General features: G+C 54.6%; 17 protein-coding genes and 2 pseudogenes. 13 read left to right on the forward strand and 6 right to left on the reverse strand.

Going from position 1 to position 16,838, the window contains the following annotated elements; all coding sequences use genetic code 11:
* Positions 1-50: 50 nt before the first annotated feature.
* Complete coding sequence (gene rpoS, locus SOPEG_RS05475) at positions 51-1,040, forward strand: RNA polymerase sigma factor RpoS (RefSeq protein ID WP_025244586.1); 990 nt, start codon at positions 51-53, stop codon at positions 1,038-1,040.
* A 204-nt stretch (positions 1,041-1,244) separates the two neighbouring features.
* On the opposite strand, the gene mutS is transcribed toward rpoS, so the two are convergent.
* Together mutS and SOPEG_RS05485 are read right to left on the reverse strand one after the other, a co-directional pair.
* Complete coding sequence (mutS, locus tag SOPEG_RS05480; protein WP_051419996.1) at positions 1,245-3,776, reverse strand: DNA mismatch repair protein MutS; 2,532 nt, start codon at positions 3,774-3,776, stop codon at positions 1,245-1,247.
* A gap of 46 nt (positions 3,777-3,822) precedes the next feature.
* Positions 3,823-4,623, reverse strand: a complete 801-nt coding sequence (locus tag SOPEG_RS05485; protein ID WP_025244588.1) for a tyrosine-type recombinase/integrase — start codon at positions 4,621-4,623, stop codon at positions 3,823-3,825.
* Positions 4,624-4,744: 121 nt separating this feature from the next.
* Between SOPEG_RS05485 and SOPEG_RS05490 the strand changes: the two are divergent.
* Positions 4,745-5,668, forward strand: a pseudogene (locus SOPEG_RS05490) (IS5 family transposase).
* Here SOPEG_RS05490 and SOPEG_RS05495 read toward each other — a convergent pair.
* Together SOPEG_RS05495 and SOPEG_RS05500 are read right to left on the reverse strand one after the other, a co-directional pair.
* On the reverse strand, positions 5,661-6,020 hold the full coding sequence (locus SOPEG_RS05495; protein WP_236851774.1) for an ash family protein: 360 nt from the start codon (positions 6,018-6,020) through the stop codon (positions 5,661-5,663). The pseudogene SOPEG_RS05490 and the gene SOPEG_RS05495 sit on opposite strands and share 8 nt — an antisense overlap.
* Before the next feature lie 85 nt (positions 6,021-6,105).
* A complete protein-coding gene (locus tag SOPEG_RS05500) occupies positions 6,106-7,314 on the reverse strand; it encodes an IS256 family transposase (protein ID WP_025244590.1) in 1,209 nt (402 codons plus the stop codon).
* 99 nt (positions 7,315-7,413) lie between these two features.
* Here SOPEG_RS05500 and SOPEG_RS29205 point away from each other — a divergent pair, with 99 nt between their 5' ends.
* The 3 genes from SOPEG_RS29205 (at position 7,414) to SOPEG_RS05520 (ending at position 9,938) form a co-directional block, all read left to right on the forward strand.
* Complete coding sequence (locus SOPEG_RS29205) at positions 7,414-8,190, forward strand: hypothetical protein (protein ID WP_417903435.1); 777 nt, start codon at positions 7,414-7,416, stop codon at positions 8,188-8,190.
* Positions 8,187-8,573 (forward strand): RusA family crossover junction endodeoxyribonuclease, encoded by a 387-nt coding sequence (locus SOPEG_RS05515; RefSeq protein ID WP_025244592.1) that lies wholly within the window; start codon positions 8,187-8,189, stop codon positions 8,571-8,573. The genes SOPEG_RS29205 and SOPEG_RS05515 overlap by 4 nt, the downstream gene beginning before the upstream one ends.
* Positions 8,574-8,729: 156 nt before the next feature.
* Positions 8,730-9,938 carry an IS256-like element ISSoEn2 family transposase gene (locus SOPEG_RS05520; protein WP_025244030.1) on the forward strand — a complete coding sequence of 403 codons (1,209 nt, stop codon included), beginning with the start codon at positions 8,730-8,732 and terminating at the stop codon, positions 9,936-9,938.
* A 245-nt stretch (positions 9,939-10,183) separates the two neighbouring features.
* Here SOPEG_RS05520 and SOPEG_RS05525 read toward each other — a convergent pair whose 3' ends face one another.
* Complete coding sequence (locus SOPEG_RS05525; protein WP_025244593.1) at positions 10,184-10,600, reverse strand: CCDC90 family protein; 417 nt, start codon at positions 10,598-10,600, stop codon at positions 10,184-10,186.
* Positions 10,601-10,878: 278 nt separating this feature from the next.
* On the opposite strand from SOPEG_RS05525, the gene SOPEG_RS05530 reads away from it, so the two are divergent.
* The 7 genes and pseudogenes from SOPEG_RS05530 (at position 10,879) to SOPEG_RS29215 (ending at position 14,491) form a co-directional block, all read left to right on the forward strand.
* Entirely contained in the window at positions 10,879-11,145 is a 267-nt protein-coding gene (locus SOPEG_RS05530) for a hypothetical protein (protein ID WP_025244594.1), read from the forward strand.
* An 89-nt stretch (positions 11,146-11,234) separates the two neighbouring features.
* Positions 11,235-11,660 (forward strand): hypothetical protein, encoded by a 426-nt coding sequence (locus tag SOPEG_RS05535; protein ID WP_025244595.1) that lies wholly within the window; start codon positions 11,235-11,237, stop codon positions 11,658-11,660.
* A gap of 10 nt (positions 11,661-11,670) precedes the next feature.
* Positions 11,671-11,898, forward strand: coding sequence for a hypothetical protein (locus SOPEG_RS05540; protein WP_025244596.1), 228 nt, complete (start codon positions 11,671-11,673; stop codon positions 11,896-11,898).
* Between the two features lie 3 nt (positions 11,899-11,901).
* Positions 11,902-13,528 (forward strand): annotated as a pseudogene (locus SOPEG_RS05545) (portal protein).
* Positions 13,525-13,743 carry a Bbp19 family protein gene (locus SOPEG_RS30540; protein WP_025244597.1) on the forward strand — a complete coding sequence of 73 codons (219 nt, stop codon included), beginning with the start codon at positions 13,525-13,527 and terminating at the stop codon, positions 13,741-13,743. The pseudogene SOPEG_RS05545 and the gene SOPEG_RS30540 overlap by 4 nt, the downstream one beginning before the upstream one ends.
* A gap of 10 nt (positions 13,744-13,753) precedes the next feature.
* Entirely contained in the window at positions 13,754-14,122 is a 369-nt protein-coding gene (locus tag SOPEG_RS29210) for a hypothetical protein (RefSeq protein ID WP_236851629.1), read from the forward strand.
* Entirely contained in the window at positions 14,123-14,491 is a 369-nt protein-coding gene (locus SOPEG_RS29215; RefSeq protein WP_236851632.1) for a hypothetical protein, read from the forward strand.
* A gap of 10 nt (positions 14,492-14,501) precedes the next feature.
* On the opposite strand, the gene SOPEG_RS05560 is transcribed toward SOPEG_RS29215, so the two are convergent.
* Positions 14,502-15,710 carry an IS256 family transposase gene (locus tag SOPEG_RS05560; protein ID WP_025244598.1) on the reverse strand — a complete coding sequence of 403 codons (1,209 nt, stop codon included), beginning with the start codon at positions 15,708-15,710 and terminating at the stop codon, positions 14,502-14,504.
* A gap of 363 nt (positions 15,711-16,073) precedes the next feature.
* On the opposite strand from SOPEG_RS05560, the gene SOPEG_RS05565 reads away from it, so the two are divergent.
* Positions 16,074-16,835: a phage capsid protein gene (locus tag SOPEG_RS05565; RefSeq protein ID WP_025244599.1), complete on the forward strand. Its 762-nt coding sequence runs from the start codon at positions 16,074-16,076 to the stop codon at positions 16,833-16,835.
* The last annotated feature ends 3 nt before the right edge of the window (positions 16,836-16,838 follow it).

Genomic DNA, 16,838 nt, shown 5'->3' on the forward strand with positions numbered 1-16,838 from the left:
TTGGCGGAATGTCTCGACGTTCTGTCCTGGGATCACGGGTAGGGGCCACTATGAGCCAAAATACGCTGAAAGTTAACGAGTTACATGAAGAGGCCGAATTCGATGAGAATGGGGCTGAAACATTTGACGAGAAGGCGCTAGTCGATGAGCCTGCTGATAATGATTTAGCTGAAGAAGAGCTGCTGTCTCAGGGGGCAAGCCAGCGTGTTCTGGACGCCACGCAGCTCTATCTGGGCGAGATTGGATACTCCCCGCTTCTTACCGCTGAGGAAGAGGTCTACTTTGCACGGCGCGCACTTCGGGGTGATATTGCCTCACGTCGCCGGATGATCGAAAGCAACCTGCGGTTGGTGGTGAAAATTGCCCGTCGTTACAGTAATCGCGGACTGGCGTTACTGGATTTAATCGAGGAAGGCAACCTCGGTCTGATTCGTGCGGTTGAGAAGTTCGATCCGGAACGGGGATTTCGTTTCTCGACCTACGCCACCTGGTGGATTCGCCAGACGATCGAACGGGCCATCATGAATCAAACCCGGACTATCCGTCTGCCGATCCATATCGTGAAAGAGCTGAACGTCCATTTACGCACCGCGCGTGAACTGTCGCACAAGCTCGATCACGAGCCGAGCGCGGAAGAAATCGCCGAGCAGCTGGATAAGCCCGTGGAAGACGTTAGCCGTATGCTGCGCCTGAATGAGCGTATCACCTCGGTGGATACCCCGCTGGGGGGCGACTCCGAGAAGGCGTTGCTGGATATTCTGTCCGATGAAAAAGGCAGCGGTCCGGAAGACACCACGCAGGACGATGACATGAAGCAGAGCATCGTTAAGTGGCTGTTCGAGCTGAATGCCAAGCAGCGTGAAGTGCTGGCCAGACGTTTCGGCCTGCTGGGCTATGAAGCCGCGACGCTTGAAGATGTAAGCCGTGAAATCGGTCTGACCCGCGAACGCGTGCGTCAGATTCAGGTGGAAGGGTTGCGTCGTCTGCGGGAGATCCTGCAGGGTCAAGGTTTGAATATCGAAGCACTGTTCCGCGAATAATCGCAGCGTCATTCCGTGAAATCATGGCAGCACCGTTTCGTCGCGCATTGCGAGGCGCAGTAGTCGGAATAGGTGTGTTGTAATAGTTCTGTCGCTGGCGCCGAAGGGCGCCAACCTATCAACTCCGCCGGGGTGAGTCGGTTTTCGCACCGGCAGCAACCAAAACGATGAGGTAATCCTCACGTTTTTTTTGCCGCGGCTCCGCTAGCCGATTATTTTTTTCAACCGATACAGCCATTCCAGCGCCTGGCGCGGCGAAAGCGCGTCGGGATCCAGATTTTCCAGCGCCTCGACCGCCGGCGAAACAGGCGGCTCTTCCGGTTGCAGTAGCGAGAGCTGCGAGCCGTCCACGCTGCCTGTCGCCGCGCCGCTGGATAACGTTTCCAATTCCCTGAGCTTCTGACGCGCGCGCTTGATAACCTCTCGCGGCACCCCCGCCAGCGCCGCCACCGATAGGCCGTAACTCTTGCTGGCGGCCCCCTCCTGCACGCTGTGCATGAAGGCGATGGTGTCGCCATGCTCCACCGCGTCCAGATGCACGTTGACCACCCCCTCCATTTTCTCCGGCAGGGTAGTTAGCTCGAAATAGTGCGTGGCGAACAAGGTCATGGCCTTGATGCGGCCGGCCAGATTCTCCGCGCAGGCCCAGGCCAGCGACAGCCCATCGTAGGTCGAGGTACCGCGGCCGATCTCATCCATCAACACCAGACTCTGACGCGTGGCGTTATGCAATATGTTGGCGGTCTCGGTCATCTCCACCATGAAGGTGGAGCGGCCGGAAGCTAGATCGTCCGCGGCGCCGACGCGGGTAAAGATGCGATCCACCGGCCCTATGACGGCCTGCTCGGCCGGGACAAAACTGCCGATATACGCCAACAGCACGATCAGAGCGGTTTGGCGCATATAGGTGCTTTTACCGCCCATATTGGGCCCGGTAATGATCAGCATACGCCGCGCGTCGGACAGCATCAGCGGATTGGCGATAAAGGGCTCGCTCAGCACCTGCTCCACGACGGGATGGCGGCCGCCGATGATATGGATGCCCGGCCGGGCGTCCAGCGTCGGACACACATAGTTCAGCGTTTCAGCGCGCTCGGCCAGATTGCACAGGACATCCAGCTCCGCCAGCGCCGCGGCGCTTTGTTGCAGCGCCGCCAGATGGGGCAATAGCAGATCGAAGAGCTCATCATACAGCGCTTTTTCCAACGCCAGCGCCTTGCTCTTCGAGGTCAGGACCTTGTCTTCGTATTCCTTCAGCTCAGGAATGATGTAGCGTTCGGCGTTTTTCAGCGTTTGGCGCCGCACATAATGGATGGGCGCCAGATGGCTTTGGCCGCGGCTGAGCTGAATAAAATAGCCGTGCACGGCGTTGAAGCCCACTTTCAGCGTCTCCAGCCCGGTTTTTTCCCGCTCGCGCAGCTCAAGACGGTCGAGATAATCGGTCGCGCCCGCCGCCAGACCGCGCCATTCGTCCAGTTCGGCATGGTATCCCGGGGCGATGACGCCGCCGTCGCGCACCAGCACCGGCGGCGACTCAATGATGGCCCGCGCCAGCAAATCGCGCAGCGTCTCAAACTCTCCGACCCGATCCAGCAACTGCGGCAAATAGGCATGTGATTTGCCCTCGAGCAGCGTTTGCATGGCCGGCAGCTGTGCAAAGGCATGGCGCATGCGCGCCAGATCGCGCGGACGCGCCGAACGCAGCGCCAGACGCGCCAGCACCCTCTCCAAATCCCCGACCTGACGCAGCAGCGGCTGTAGATCCGCCACCTGATCCTGTAATGCGCGAATAGTTTCCTGGCGGTGGGTGAGGGTAGTGATCTCGCGGGTAGGCATGTGCAGCCAGCGTTTCAGCATCCGGCTGCCCATGGGCGTGACCGTGCGATCGAGCACGTCCGCCAGCGTATTTTCGTCGCCGCCGCTGAGGTTTTGCGTCAACTCCAGATTACGCCGTGTCGCGGCATCCATCACGATACCGTCCTGCTGACGCTCCAGGGTGACGGTGCGGATGTGCGGCAGTGAGGTGCGCTGGGTATCCTTGGCGTATTGCAGTAGACAGCCGGCGGCACACAGGGCCAGCTGCGCCCGCTCAATGCCAAAGCCGGTTAAATCGCGGGTACCGAACTGCATGGTGAGCTGCTGGCGGGCGGTATCCAGCTCGAATTCCCACAGCGGGCGGCGCCGCAGGCCGCGGCGGTGCTCAATGAGCGTCATATCCTCCAGCATTTCGGGATAGAGCAGCTCGGCCGGATTGGTGCGCTGTAGTTCCGCGGCCATGGCCTCGCGGTCCGCCGGCTCCGAGACTAGGAAGCGGCCCGAGGTGATATCAAGCGTTGCGTAACCAAAGCCCTGCGGCGCCTGCCAGAGGGCGGCCAGCAGGTTATCCTGGCGTTCGTTGAGCAGCGCTTCGTCGCTCAGGGTGCCGGGGGTGACGATGCGGACCACGCGACGCTCCACCGGCCCTTTGGTGGTGGCGGGATCCCCTATCTGTTCACAGATAGCCACCGACTCCCCCAGCGCCACCAGCTTGGCCAGATAATTTTCGACCGCATGATAGGGGATGCCGGCCATGGGAATCGGTTCACCGGCGGAAGCGCCCCGCTTGGTCAGGGAGATGTCCATCAGCTGCGACGCGCGTTTGGCGTCGTCATAAAATAACTCGTAAAAGTCCCCCATTCGATAGAACAGCAGGATATCCGGGTGCTGCGCCTTCAGTTTCAGGTACTGCTGCATCATCGGGGTGTGGGCTTCAATGCCATTATCCTCTTTATTTTTCAATTGATTACGCTTCCTTTATTATTTCTTGGGGCGCTATTGGGGCTTTTTCAGCATGTCCCATTGCTTCGAGCGCTTCCCAAATTCGTAAATTTTCTGCACAACTTTCGTTTTCCATCCAGCGACCATATACACGGATTAGCATTGAGTAGTCAGCGTGGCCCATCTGTTTAGCGATAAATGCGATGTTGCCGTGTGCCGTCAAATTCCAACACGCGAACGTATGCCGGAGCTGGTAAACGGTTCTGTAGCGGATCCTTGATCGTCGTACTATGTTTTTCCACAACACCCTTATGCTAGTTGTTCGATATAAAATATTAAACTGATTATTTCTACATGTTGTGGCTGGTAAAAAGACGGGGTGAATGTCAATAGCCTCTGGTTTTTTGTGCAATCCCTCCATTTTTACTTGTAATGCAGGAAGCATCTCAGTAAATTTTCTCTGCCCTGAAAGGGCGGATAGCGCAGGGGGAGAAAGTTGAATTGTTCTGATCTCATCTGTTTTTGGTTTTTTTATCTTACCATCAGAATACACTCTTGAAACGGTAAGTGTTTTTTTTACCAAGTCGATATCTTCCCACGCTAGTGCACTGATCTCACCAGGGCGCATACCAGTATAAACCATTAGCGTTATCATATTTTCATGAGCTTCATGTGTGCACGCGGTTTGTGCTCTTCTAAATTCGTCTAGTGTGAATGGATCAGGGTCAGAGGTTGATTTTTTGGCTGACCGTAGCTCATTCGCTAAATGATTTTTGGTGTAACCATTCTGCTCAGCAAAACGTAAAAATCCTCGCATCGCTGCCATGTAATGGTTTGTTGTGCTGGTCGCACGAGTGTTAAGTAGTTCAGAGGGCTTTGTTGAATAAATCGAACTTTTAGGTGACTGGCGGCTCTGATCACTACATTCGTTTCAACATCAGGTCCCCATGGCAAAGCAAAAGTTTAAAATCACCAACTGGCCCGCATATAACAATGCGCTCAGGCAGCGGGGGGACCTGACAGTATGACTTGATGAGTCAGCCATTGCTGCATGGACTGAGAGTACACCACCTGAACATCGTGGCCGGCCGCTTCACTACACCGATATGGCCATTACCACGGTTCTGATGATAAAGCGCGTGTTTAACCTTTCGCTCCGGGCGTTACAGGGTTTCGTTGACTCGATTTTTAAACTGATGGGGCTGTCGCTGCGCTGCCCAGATTACTCTCTGGTCAGCCGGCGAGCAAAAACCGTCGACATCAGCATAAAAACGCCAACCCGCGGCGAAATCTCACACCTGGTTATCGATGGCACCAGCCTGAAAGTCTTCGGCGAAGGCGAATGGAAAGTCAGGCAGCATGGGGCTGAGAGGCGCAGAGTATGGCGCAAGCTTCATCTGGCAGTAGATAGCGTGACACATGAAATTATCTGTGCCGATTTATCGCCAAGCGGTACGACAGATGCGCAGGCGCTGCCCGGGCTGATTAACCAAACCCACCGGAAAATCAGGGAAGCGTCGGCTGACAGTGCTTACGATACGCATTACTGTCATGATGCTCTGCTGAGGAAAAAAATAAAGCCGCTTATCCCACCGCGAAGTGGTGCGCAATATTGGCCAGCTCGATACCATGAGCGTAACCATGCGGTGGCAAATCAGCATCTGAGCGGCAATAACGATACCTGGAAAAAGAAAGTAGGTTATCACCGGCGTTCACTGGCTGAAACGGCCATGTTCCGGTTTAAAACACTTCTGGGTGGTCATCTGAGTCTGCATGACTATGACGCGCAGGTAGGTGAGGCAATGGCAATGGTTAAAGCACTTAACCGGATCACACTGTTAGGAATGCCAAACAGCGTCCGCATCATGTAACAATCGCCCTGATAGGGAGGAAGTCGTCACAAATTTCGGATTTATTCAACAAAGCGTCGTGACGTTTATTAAAATACTCAGCAATAGCAATGGACGTTGTAACAGCTTTTCCATCGTTGATGGTAACAACAGGCGAAATTTGGGTGGGGGTAGTAGTCATTATGACAGCCTCCATGGTAGTGTTGTTACTACCACCGACAGCTGTGAAACTGTAACTGGTGGCAGCCCAGACGGGATTCACAGTACCGGCTACCTTGGAATCCGGCGCTCCCGAAGAAGCTCCCGCCTGAGCTACCATTGAACAGATAACTACAGGCAACAAAAAACACGCTTCGGGTGCGTGTTTAGGCACCAAGATAAGTAACAGGCTGTGAAACCCGACAGCGGAATTTGCCGCTGCAAGGAGCCCGTACCGGATTCTGTGTAAATGCCTTTTCTCAGAAGTGACCGTCCAGGCGGTCACCGAACTCGATAATAAAGCGGCTCATTGCCATGCGCCAGTCCCTCAAAGGCATTGTCCATTTCTGTGAGGCCGCCTGTATCGCCAGCCACACCACCTTTTTCACTGCGTCGTCGGTCGGGAACACCTTGCGCTTTTTGATGGCATGCCGGATCACGCTGTTTAACGACTCGATGGCGTTGGTCGTGTAGATCACCTTGCGGATGTCCGTTGGGTAGGCAAAGAACGTGGCCAGATTGGCCCAGTTTGCCTGCCAGCTTCGACTTATTTGCGGGTAGCGGATGTCCCAGGCACTGGAGAACGCTTCCAGCGCCTGCAAGCCGGCTTCTTCCGTAGGGGCCTGATAGATAGCTTTCAGGTCGCGGGTGACGGCCTTGTAGTCCTTCCAGGAGACGAACCGCAGGCTGTTGCGCACCATATGCACGATACACAGCTGGAGCCGCGCCTCCGGATACACCGCGTTAATAACGTCAGGGAAACCTTTCAGCCCGTCTACGCAGGCGATAAGGATATCGTTCAGGCCGCGGTTTTTCAGCTCTGTCAGCACGTTCAGCCAGAACTTTGCGCCTTCATTTTCGGCCAGCCACATACCTTGCAACTCTTTCTGGCCTTCGATGTTGATGCCCAGCGCCAGGAACACAGATTTGTTGATGATGCGGCTGTCCTGCCGGACTTTTAGAACGATACAGTCAAGATAAACAATGGGATAGACTACATCCAGAGGCCGGTTTTGCCATTCGACAACCTGCTCCATGACCGCATCGGTGACCTTTGAGACCAGCGCCGGCGAGATATCGGCGTCATACAGCTCTTTGAACGCGGCGGCGATCTCGCGGGTGGTCATCCCTTTGGCGTACAACGATAAAATCTGGTTATCCATCCCGGTAATCCGGGTCTGGTTCTTCTTCACCAGTTGCGGTTCAAAGGAACCGTCACGATCGCGCGGAGTACGCAGCGCCAGCGGGCCATCGCCAGTGGTAACGGTTTTTGTGGAATAGCCGTTGCGGGCGTTGGTCCCCGGTTTAGGCTGATTTTTACCGTAGCCGAGGTGATGGGTCATTTCGGCATTGAGAGCTGCTTCGACGCTGATTTTTTTCAGCAGCCGATCGAAGTGACTGAGATCTTCAGGGGTTTTGAAATTTTTGGCCAGTTCGTTAGCCAGAGCCTGCAACTGTTTTTCGTCCATAAATTAACCTGTTTTTGATGTTGGATTGAACATATCAAAATCAGGCAAATACACAAATTTCTAAACAGGCTCTTTTATGGAAGAAGGACCGTTAACAATTTGCTAACGGTCAAGTCAATGCTAACTGAAATATTCATGCGAGGTATCAACATGATATCTAATAATTTATCAGTTAATCATAACCTTGTCACTGATAGAAGCATCGATAGCCAATCATTGCTTGAGATGGTCAATTCGGCGCGGAAGGAGTACGGAGAACCGCCGATTCGCAACAACAAGTTCATTGAAAAAGTTATAGATGAACTAGACGGAGAGACCTACACAAAAAGTGTAGGTCAAAAAAACGGAGCTGATATTGAAATTATCCATATGACGCTCAAGCAAGCCCTGCGCGTTGCGGCACGTGAATCCAAAGCAGTACGTCGCTCGCTGATTGATAAGCTGGAGCAACAGAGTACGCCGCAAAGCCCCAATGAAATCATTGTGGCTATGGCACTGGCTAACGTCGCCCAGGAGCGCCGCCTGAAATCGGTGGAAACGCAAGTCGAGCAGGTTGCCGAAGAAATCGACCATATCAAGCAAGGCACTATCCCCGCTGGCTATCAGGGTTACAGCTATCTGCAAGCGACTTACGGCCTCAGTAATGCCAAAAGCAAGCAGCTGGTCATGGCGTGGGGAGTCCCGCATAAAAAAATTCCCCATGTTGCGCCGGGCGGTCAGGTTACGCAAATGTCCGTTGTTCTCGAAGATAGTTTCATTTCTGCACTGAACCGCATGATATGCGAGGCTGAGCAGCGCGGCACTCAGTGGTATCATCCGCACATGGGACGCTTTTCTATTGCCGGATGGGACATCCCAAAAGGCGATAGTAAGTGAATTTGACTCTTCCGTTTCCACCGAGTGTTAACGGCTACTGGCGAGCACCGAATCGGGGAAAGCTTGCAGGTCGGCATCTTGTCAGTGAGCGGGGCAGAAAGTATCGGGCTGAGGCAGTCGCCGAAATTCTTGAGCTGCTGCGCGGTATGCCTCAGCCAGTGAAGGGCGATTTAGCCGTATCGGTGACGCTTTGTCCACCGAGCAGAGCAAAGCGGGATCTTGATAATTATTCCAAGGCATTGTTTGATTCGGTGACCAATGCCTGTATCTGGATTGACGATAGCCAGATCAAAAAGCTTGAAGCTGAGTGGGGACCAGTGACGAAGGGTGGTAGAGTGTACCTGTCCATTGTTGAAACGCCACAGAATTTAATAAATGCATGAGTAAGGTAATGATTTGTGGCCGATAGAGGATTTGTTGTTAACCAAAAATCCAAAGGAGAAATTTGTACAGCAAAAAACAGAAAGGAGCCTGTTTAGAAATTTGTGTATTTGCCTGATTTTGATATGTTCAATCCAACATCAAAAACAGGTTAATTTATGGACGAAAAACAGTTGCAGGCTCTGGCTAACGAACTGGCCAAAAATCTCAAAACCCCTGAAGATCTCAGTCACTTCGATCGGCTGCTGAAAAAAATCAGCGTCGAAGCAGCTCTCAATGCCGAAATGACCCATCACCTCGGCTACGATAAAAATCAGCCTAAACCGGGGACCAACGCCCGCAACGGCTATTCCACAAAAACCGTTACCACTGGCGATGGCCCGCTGGCGCTGCGTACTCCGCGCGATCGTGACGGTTCCTTTGAACCGCAACTGGTGAAGAAGAACCAGACCCGGATTACCGGGATGGATAACCAGATTTTATCGTTGTACGCCAAAGGGATGACCACCCGCGAGATCGCCGCCGCGTTCAAAGAGCTGTATGACGCCGATGTCTCGCCGGCGCTGGTCTCAAAGGTCACCGATGCGGTCATGGAGCAGGTTGTCGAATGGCAAAACCGGCCTCTGGATGCAGTCTATCCCATTGTTTATCTTGACTGTATCGTTCTAAAAGTCCGGCAGGACAGCCGCATCATCAACAAATCTGTGTTCCTGGCGCTGGGCATCAACATCGAAGGCCAGAAAGAGTTGCTAGGTATGTGGCTGGCCGAAAATGAAGGCGCAAAGTTCTGGCTGAACGTGCTGACAGAGCTGAAAAACCGCGGCCTGAACGATATCCTTATCGCCTGCGTAGACGGGCTGAAAGGTTTCCCTGACGCTATTAACGCGGTGTATCCGGAGGCGCGGCTCCAGCTGTGTATCGTACATATGGTGCGCAACAGCCTGCGGTTCGTCTCCTGGAAGGACTACAAGGCCGTCACCCGCGACCTGAAAGCTATCTATCAGGCCCCTACGGAAGAAGCCGGCTTGCAGGCGCTGGAAGCGTTCTCCAGTGCCTGGGACATCCGCTACCCGCAAATAAGTCGAAGCTGGCAGGCAAACTGGGCCAATCTGGCCACGTTCTTTGCCTACCCAACGGACATCCGCAAGGTGATCTACACGACCAACGCCATCGAGTCGTTAAACAGCGTGATCCGGCATGCCATCAAAAAGCGCAAGGTGTTCCCGACCGACGACGCAGTGAAAAAGGTGGTGTGGCTGGCGATACAGGCGGCCTCACAGAAATGGACAATGCCTTTGAGGGACTGGCGCATGGCAATGAGCCGCTTTATTATCGAGTTCGGTGACCGCCTGGACGGTCACTTCTGAGAAAAGGCATTTACACAGAATCGTGTACAGGGTCAACAGAAAGCAGCACAAACAGCTATTCCTCCGAGCAACTTGGCGATAGGTAAGAATTCATTATAAGCAACTCGCATTATATCGCGCAAAGATACCTTTTCTTTATTTTCCTTTATTTATTATGGGCCTCACGATAAACACATAAAACGATATAATCGCAGTTAAAATATAAGAAATAAAAAAGCAATATTTGAGGCCATATATACCTTCAATTAAAGCAATTTAATAATTGCAGTTGCTATGGTTACCGAAATCCCAACTATTGCAAGCATGACCTTGCTTAGCTTGATAAACAAGCCACTAGCCAAAGCTTCAACATCTTTGCGCAACAATGCCATCTGAGCGTCGTTTTTAGCTTCTGTCTTCTCAAAGCGAGCGTGCATATCCTTGCGAACATCGGCTATCTGAATCGTCAGGTCTTTGCGAACTTCAGCTATATCGGCTGAAAGCTCTTTGCGCACGTCCTCAAGGTCACGCTTTACATCTTTGATGTCTGCTTTGGTAGCAAGATCGGCAACCTCATGCGATTCACGCACGACAAGGGTTATCGCTTTGGCTTGCTCTCTGTTAAGGCCGGCGTTTTCCAGCTTTTCGACGAACTCTTGTGTATCAAATGCGACTTGGCCCATATGCGTATCCTCTTGGTGATGCAGGTAGTATAGCGGTGAGCGGCATGGCAAGGCAACTTTGCAGGTAATTTGCTATAATCACCACGCCAGCCTGAACAACTGGCCTCCCTAACCCAACTGCTGTGCCGTCCAACCCAGGGGTTTAAGATGGCGCAGGCGGCATATCGAAAAACGAGACCTACCACACTGACCACGGCAACAGTCGAGGCCGGCGGGGTGTTGCGACTGACAAAAACACGCTCTCAGGGTCGCGCGCACGCGCGTTTTAGGGGGAAGCCGTGCCGGTAGTTGCAACGGTCAAAACCGACTGGTTCCGGGTGATAAACGACATTACCCGCGCCGGGATCCCGCTACAGGAAATCGCCAGAGAGCTGGATGTCTCCAAGTCCGCGATTATTGGCTGGAAGCAGGGCGCGGCACCTAATTATCACACCGGCGAGGCGCTGATTGACTTCTGGTGCTACGTGATGCATCGCCAGCGTACAGAGCTGCCTGTGCAGGTCTCATCGCGGCGCTTTGTGTACGCCTGGCGCAACAAACGCTAGCTCCACTTCCGCAAGAGGGTATTTGGTCGGGATCCCGACCGGGCATCCCTTTCACACTGGCGGCTATATTATCGACAGGAGCCACGACAATGGCACGAAAAAGAAAAGCCGTCGAAGTCCCAGGGCAGGAATCCACAACCGCCGCAGACGTTGCTACAGACGAACTGGCGGGCAATCAGACATTGCCTGAGGGTGTCGGTATTGCCGATGAGCGGACCCTGCCGCAGAGTTTTTCTGCACTGCCAGACAGCACGGCGCAGGCTGAGCGTAACGCTATCCTGTCCACGTTTGACGAGCCGGCCGCAGCACTCATCACCCGCTTTGAAGCGCTAGGCTTTACTGATATGGCCGACCAGAAGCTGACCGATAATCTCTATTTCCTTGAACTCGTCAAGAAAGCCACCACGGCAGCCCCCGTCGCGCCGCTTGGCGTTGTGACGAATGAAGAGGGTAAACGTCAGCCCGTACCGGGTAAGCTGATTTTAACGGAACACGGCTGGCACGTGCCGGGCTAAGGAGAGCGTGATGTGTGGAGGGAGTGCACCCCAGGTCGTACGAACGGATCCGCAGGCTGAAGCCAATGCGGCGGCTGACGCCGCGGCAAAGGCGGCGAACGTAGATGCTGCCGCGCGCAAGAAGCGCAAGAAAAGCTCGTCTTTGCTGGCCAGTGGTGCAGAAGGGGCCGCGGACTCAGGCAGCTCTTTGTTGTCTTCGGGCGCGCAGCCGGCGCAGAAAAAGGCATTAGAGGCGTAACCGATGGATGAACTCGCCGTCAAGCTGATTAAGCGTGCTGATGCGCTAAAATCCCACCGCCAGCGGCATGAAAGCGTTTGGCTCGAGTGCTACGACTACACCTATCCGTTGCGTGGCGCGGGTTTTGCGGCTGACGTGCTGGACGCACAGAGCGCTAAGTCGAAGGTGGCGAAACTGCTGGACGGCACCGCCACCGATAGCGCCCGCATGCTGGCGTCGGCGCTTATGTCTGGCATGACCCCGGCCAATGCGCAGTGGCTCAATCTCGACAGTGAAGCGCTGGCTGACGAGGACAAGGCCTGGCTCTCCACCTGTGCCACATTGGTATGGGAGAACATCCACGCCGCCAATTTTGACGCGGAAGGATATGAGGCGAATCTTGACGTCGTGCGCGCGGGCTGGTTCGTGCTGTACATCGATGAGAACCGGGAGGAGGGCGGCTATATGTTTCAACAGTGGCCGCTATCGCAATGCTACGTTGCGTCAACCCGCAAAGACGGCATTGTCGATACGATTTATCGCTGCTATCAGATGACCGCCGAGCAGGCCATTGCTGAGTTCGGAGAGCAGGGCGTCAGCGAGAAAATACGCCGTGCGGCCAAGGATAAGCTGGATGACAGGTTTGATTTCCTGCACGCGATATTCCCGCGTACGAATTATGTGGTAAACGCCCGTCTGGCTAAGCATTTACGCTTTGCCTCTTTTCACGTGGAGAGGCAGGGAAAGCGCATAGTGCGAGAATCGGGTTACCACGAATTCCCGGTTTGCGTACCGCGCTGGATGAAAATCCCTGGCGGCGCGTACGGCATTGGCCCGGTATATGATGCGTTGCCAGACTACAAGGAGCTGAACGAAACCAAACGCATGGAGAAGGCCGCGCAGGATTTGGCCATTTCGGGCATGTGGATTGCCGAGGATGACGGTGTAATAAATCCGTACTCCGTCAAGGTCGGCCCGCGCCGTATTATTGTCGCGAGCAGCGTGAACAGTATGAAGCCCTTACTTACCGGGGCTGATTTTCAGGTTGCGTTTACCGCAGAAGACCGTCTGCAGGCCAGCATTCACAAAATCATGATGGCCGACCAGTTGCAACCACAGGATGGTCCGGCGATGACCGCGACCGAAGTCCATGTTCGTGTGGCCTTGATTCGCCAACTGCTGGGGCCGGTCTACGGCCGGTTTCAGGCGGAATACCTGCAACCGCTGGTTGAGCGCTGTTTCGGTATTGCCTTCCGCGCAGGCGTCTTCCCGCCTCCCCCGGACAGCATGCAAACCACGCATTTTAATGTGCGCTATATCTCTCCGCTGGCCCGCGCACAGAAGCTGGAGGATGTGACTGCGATTGAACGTCTTGGCGCGAACGTGGCGCAGCTCTCCCAGGTTAGCCCGGAGGTCGTAGATCTGGTTGACACCGATGAGGCGACGCGCGTGGTGGCCGATGCGCTAGGCGTACCGGCGAATGTGATCCGCTCGGCGGCGGATGTCACCAGCCTACGCGACCAGCGCGCCAAGGCGCAGCAACAGCAAGCAAAACAGCAGCTGATGATGCAGGCCGGGCAAGGAGGCCGCCAGCGCCGCCGGGCAGGCCGCGGGGAGCGCAATGGGCCAAAGATTGGCGGAGGGACAATGAGAAAACCCGTGCTACCGGGCGATTACAAACGCCTGTTTGAAGAGACGGCGGGCGGCCCTGAAGTGCTGGCGGAATTAGCCCGGCGATTCGGGCGGGCCGTCTACGTGGAGGGCGACCGCGCAACGTGCTACAGAGCCGGGCAGCGTGCCGTGCTCGATTTTATTCTCATGAGAATTAACCAGGCTGACGGAGTATACGACGATGTGGACGATTAAACCGCTATTCATGAACGCCGATGCTGGCGAGGACGCGGGGGGCAACGGTGGCGACGAATCTGTTAATCCTGATGCGGGTCATTCTTTGCTTGGCACCGGTGCACAGGCGCCAGTGGACGAGGCGGATTGGGTACCGGAAAAATTCCACGTTATGGGCGATGACGGCAAGCTCAACGTGGAAAGCTTTGCGCGCAAACTGGCAGAGTCCTATACGCATCTTGAGAAGCGTTTAGGTCACGGTGACGCCCCGCCGAAGTCCTTTGATGACTACGCGCCGAAGGTAGACGCAGAGGGGTTTCAATGGGATGAATTCAAAGCCGATCCTGAGATGCAGGGCTTTCTCAGAGCCGCTCACGCCAAGGGAATCACGAATGACTAAATGGGCTTTATTCTGGACGAGTACCTGCAACGTGCCCCGGCGTTAGTGAACGGTGCGGCCGAGCTGGATGCGGACGCCGCGGGGACACAATTACGCGCGGTGTGGCAATCTGACGCTGAATTTAACAAAAACATCGGTCTGGCCTACCGTGCGTTTCATGCGCTGGCCGATGAAGGTGACAAAGATCGCCTGGATGATATCGGCAATAATCCGCTGGTTATCCGCATGCTGGCGAAAGTGGGGGCGGAGATGCAGGAAGATACGCCGGCGGGGGCGGACGCTAACCCGACAGCGCAGCAAGTCATCCGTGACCTGATGAAGTCGGAAGCCTATGCCGATCCGAAAGACCCTGTACACGATTCTGTGTAAATGCCTTTTCTCAGAAGTGACCGTCCAGGCGGTCACCGAACTCGATAATAAAGCGGCTCATTGCCATGCGCCAGTCCCTCAAAGGCATTGTCCATTTCTGTGAGGCCGCCTGTATCGCCAGCCACACCACCTTTTTCACTGCGTCGTCGGTCGGGAACACCTTGCGCTTTTTGATGGCATGCCGGATCACGCTGTTTAACGACTCGATGGCGTTGGTCGTGTAGATCACCTTGCGGATGTCCGTTGGGTAGGCAAAGAACGTGGCCAGATTGGCCCAGTTTGCCTGCCAGCTTCGACTTATTTGCGGGTAGCGGATGTCCCAGGCACTGGAGAACGCTGCCAGCGCCTGCAAGCCGGCTTCTTCCGTAGGGGCCTGATAGATAGCTTTCAGGTCGCGGGTGACGGCCTTGTAGTCCTTCCAGGAGACGAACCGCAGGCTGTTGCGCACCATATGCACGATACACAGCTGGAGCCGCGCCTCCGGATACACCGCGTTAATAGCGTCAGGAAAACCTTTCAGCCCGACTACGCAGACGATAAGGATATCGTTCAGGCCGCGGTTTTTCAGCTCTGTCAGCACGTTCAGCCAGAACTTTGCGCCTTCATTTTCGGCCAGCCACATACCTAGCAACTCTTTCTGGCCTTCGATGTTGATGCCCAGCGCCAGGAACACAGATTTGTTGATGATGCGGCTGTCCTGCCGGACTTTTAGAACGATACAGTCAAGATAAACAATGGGATAGACTGCATCCAGAGGCCGGTTTTGCCATTCGACAACCTGCTCCATGACCGCATCGGTGACCTTTGAGACCAGCGCCGGCGAGACATCGGCGTCATACAGCTCTTTGAACGCGGTGGCGATCTCGTGGGTGGTCATCCCTTTGGCGTACAACGATAAAATCTGGTTATCCATCCCGGTAATCCGGGTCTGGTTCTTCTTCACCAGTTGCGGTTCAAAGGAACCGTCACGATCGCGCGGAGTACGCAGCGCCAGCGAGCCATCGCCAGTGGTAACGGTTTTTGTGGAATAGCTGTTGCGGGCGTTGGTCCCCGGTTTAGGCTGATTTTTATCGTAGCCGAAGTGATGGGTCATTTCGGCATTGAGAGCTGCTTCGACGCTGATTTTTTTCAGCAGCCGATCGAAGTGACTGAGATCTTCAGGGGTTTTGAGATTTTTGGCCAGTTCGTTAGCCAGAGCCTGCAACTGTTTTTCGTCCATAAATTAACCTGTTTTTGATGTTGGATTGAACATATCAAAATCAGGCAAATACACAAATTTCTAAACAGGCTCCCGAAAACATGTCGATCATGATCGTGTTGCTGCACAGATACGTGCATTTTACCAGAAGACGTACGGCACGCATTCTGTCGCGTGACCCGCAACAGGCCGGCTGCGTGGCTGGCCTCGTTTCATTTGGTCGGGATCCTGACCACACATCACACTCACAATCCCCACAAAGCAGCCCGGCTGGGTAGCCGGATACCTGATCCCCTCTGTCCGTCAGCGCCAACCGGGCAGCGTTGAAACGAGCCGGGAGATCGACACCTCGCAGGCGATTAATCACTATTCGGAGTGTGCATTATGGCTTTTGATGCCAACAAGAACATGATCACCGCTGCGTTTGTGCAGCAGTTCCATGATTCGTTTGAAATTGCCTCGCAGCAAAAAGACTCTCGCCTGCAGGGCGCCGTCACTGACCTAGGCCATATTACCGGGGCATCCTTCACCATCAACGATATGGGCACTATCGAGATGACCCAAATCACTACGCGGTTCGGTGATACGGTCTGGGATGTCCCTGAAGCGGGAACGCGTAACGCCTTGATGGCGGACTGCGGGGTCTTCGTGCCGGTGGAGAAGCGTGACCTGCGCAAACTGATTGCCGATCCGCAGGGACCCTATTTGCGACTGACCCTGGCTGCGGCTAACCGCAAAAAGGACGACATTATTTATCGGGCGTTGCTCGATACCGTTTTGCGCAAAACATCGGATACCGGTGCTTATGCGCCCGTCGCCCTGCCGACCACGCAAAAGATTGTCGCAAGCAAAACTGGTATGACCAAGGCCAAGCTTATCGCCGCCAAGGCCATGTTTCGCCGTAACGAGTGCTATGAACAGAACGGTGAGGCGCTGTATATCACCTACAACGCCGACATGTTGACGCAGATCCTCAGCGATACCACGTTGACCTGCGCCGACTTTATGGCGGTGAAGATGCTCCAGGAGGGCGCGGTGTCCAGTACCTGGTTGGGCTTTAAGTGGCTGGCGTACGAAAAGCTGGACGAAGCGAAAGCAGGCGAGCCTGCCGTCAGAGCCTGTTTAGAAATTTGTGTATTTGCCTGATTT

The organism is Candidatus Sodalis pierantonius str. SOPE (assembly GCF_000517405.1).
In the GTDB taxonomy this organism is placed as follows: domain Bacteria; phylum Pseudomonadota; class Gammaproteobacteria; order Enterobacterales; family Enterobacteriaceae; genus Sodalis_C; species Sodalis_C pierantonii.

What these genes read in the sequence shown, in the direction of transcription:
- rpoS (WP_025244586.1), top strand. Translation starts at nt 51, where the DNA reads ATGAGCCAAAATACGCTGAAAGTTAACGAGTTACATGAAGAGGCCGAA.
- mutS (WP_051419996.1), bottom strand. Translation starts at nt 3,776, where the DNA reads ATGATGCAGCAGTACCTGAAACTGAAGGCGCAGCACCCGGATATCCTG.
- SOPEG_RS05485 (WP_025244588.1), bottom strand. Translation starts at nt 4,623, where the DNA reads ATGGCAGCGATGCGAGGATTTTTACGTTTTGCTGAGCAGAATGGTTAC.
- SOPEG_RS05500 (WP_025244590.1), bottom strand. Translation starts at nt 7,314, where the DNA reads ATGGACGAAAAACAGTTGCAGGCTCTGGCTAACGAACTGGCCAAAAAT.
- SOPEG_RS05520 (WP_025244030.1), top strand. Translation starts at nt 8,730, where the DNA reads ATGGACGAAAAACAGTTGCAGGCTCTGGCTAACGAACTGGCCAAAAAT.
- SOPEG_RS05525 (WP_025244593.1), bottom strand. Translation starts at nt 10,600, where the DNA reads ATGGGCCAAGTCGCATTTGATACACAAGAGTTCGTCGAAAAGCTGGAA.
- SOPEG_RS05535 (WP_025244595.1), top strand. Translation starts at nt 11,235, where the DNA reads ATGGCACGAAAAAGAAAAGCCGTCGAAGTCCCAGGGCAGGAATCCACA.
- SOPEG_RS05540 (WP_025244596.1), top strand. Translation starts at nt 11,671, where the DNA reads ATGTGTGGAGGGAGTGCACCCCAGGTCGTACGAACGGATCCGCAGGCT.
- SOPEG_RS30540 (WP_025244597.1), top strand. Translation starts at nt 13,525, where the DNA reads ATGAGAAAACCCGTGCTACCGGGCGATTACAAACGCCTGTTTGAAGAG.
- SOPEG_RS29210 (WP_236851629.1), top strand. Translation starts at nt 13,754, where the DNA reads ATGAACGCCGATGCTGGCGAGGACGCGGGGGGCAACGGTGGCGACGAA.
- SOPEG_RS29215 (WP_236851632.1), top strand. Translation starts at nt 14,123, where the DNA reads ATGGGCTTTATTCTGGACGAGTACCTGCAACGTGCCCCGGCGTTAGTG.
- SOPEG_RS05560 (WP_025244598.1), bottom strand. Translation starts at nt 15,710, where the DNA reads ATGGACGAAAAACAGTTGCAGGCTCTGGCTAACGAACTGGCCAAAAAT.
- SOPEG_RS05565 (WP_025244599.1), top strand. Translation starts at nt 16,074, where the DNA reads ATGGCTTTTGATGCCAACAAGAACATGATCACCGCTGCGTTTGTGCAG.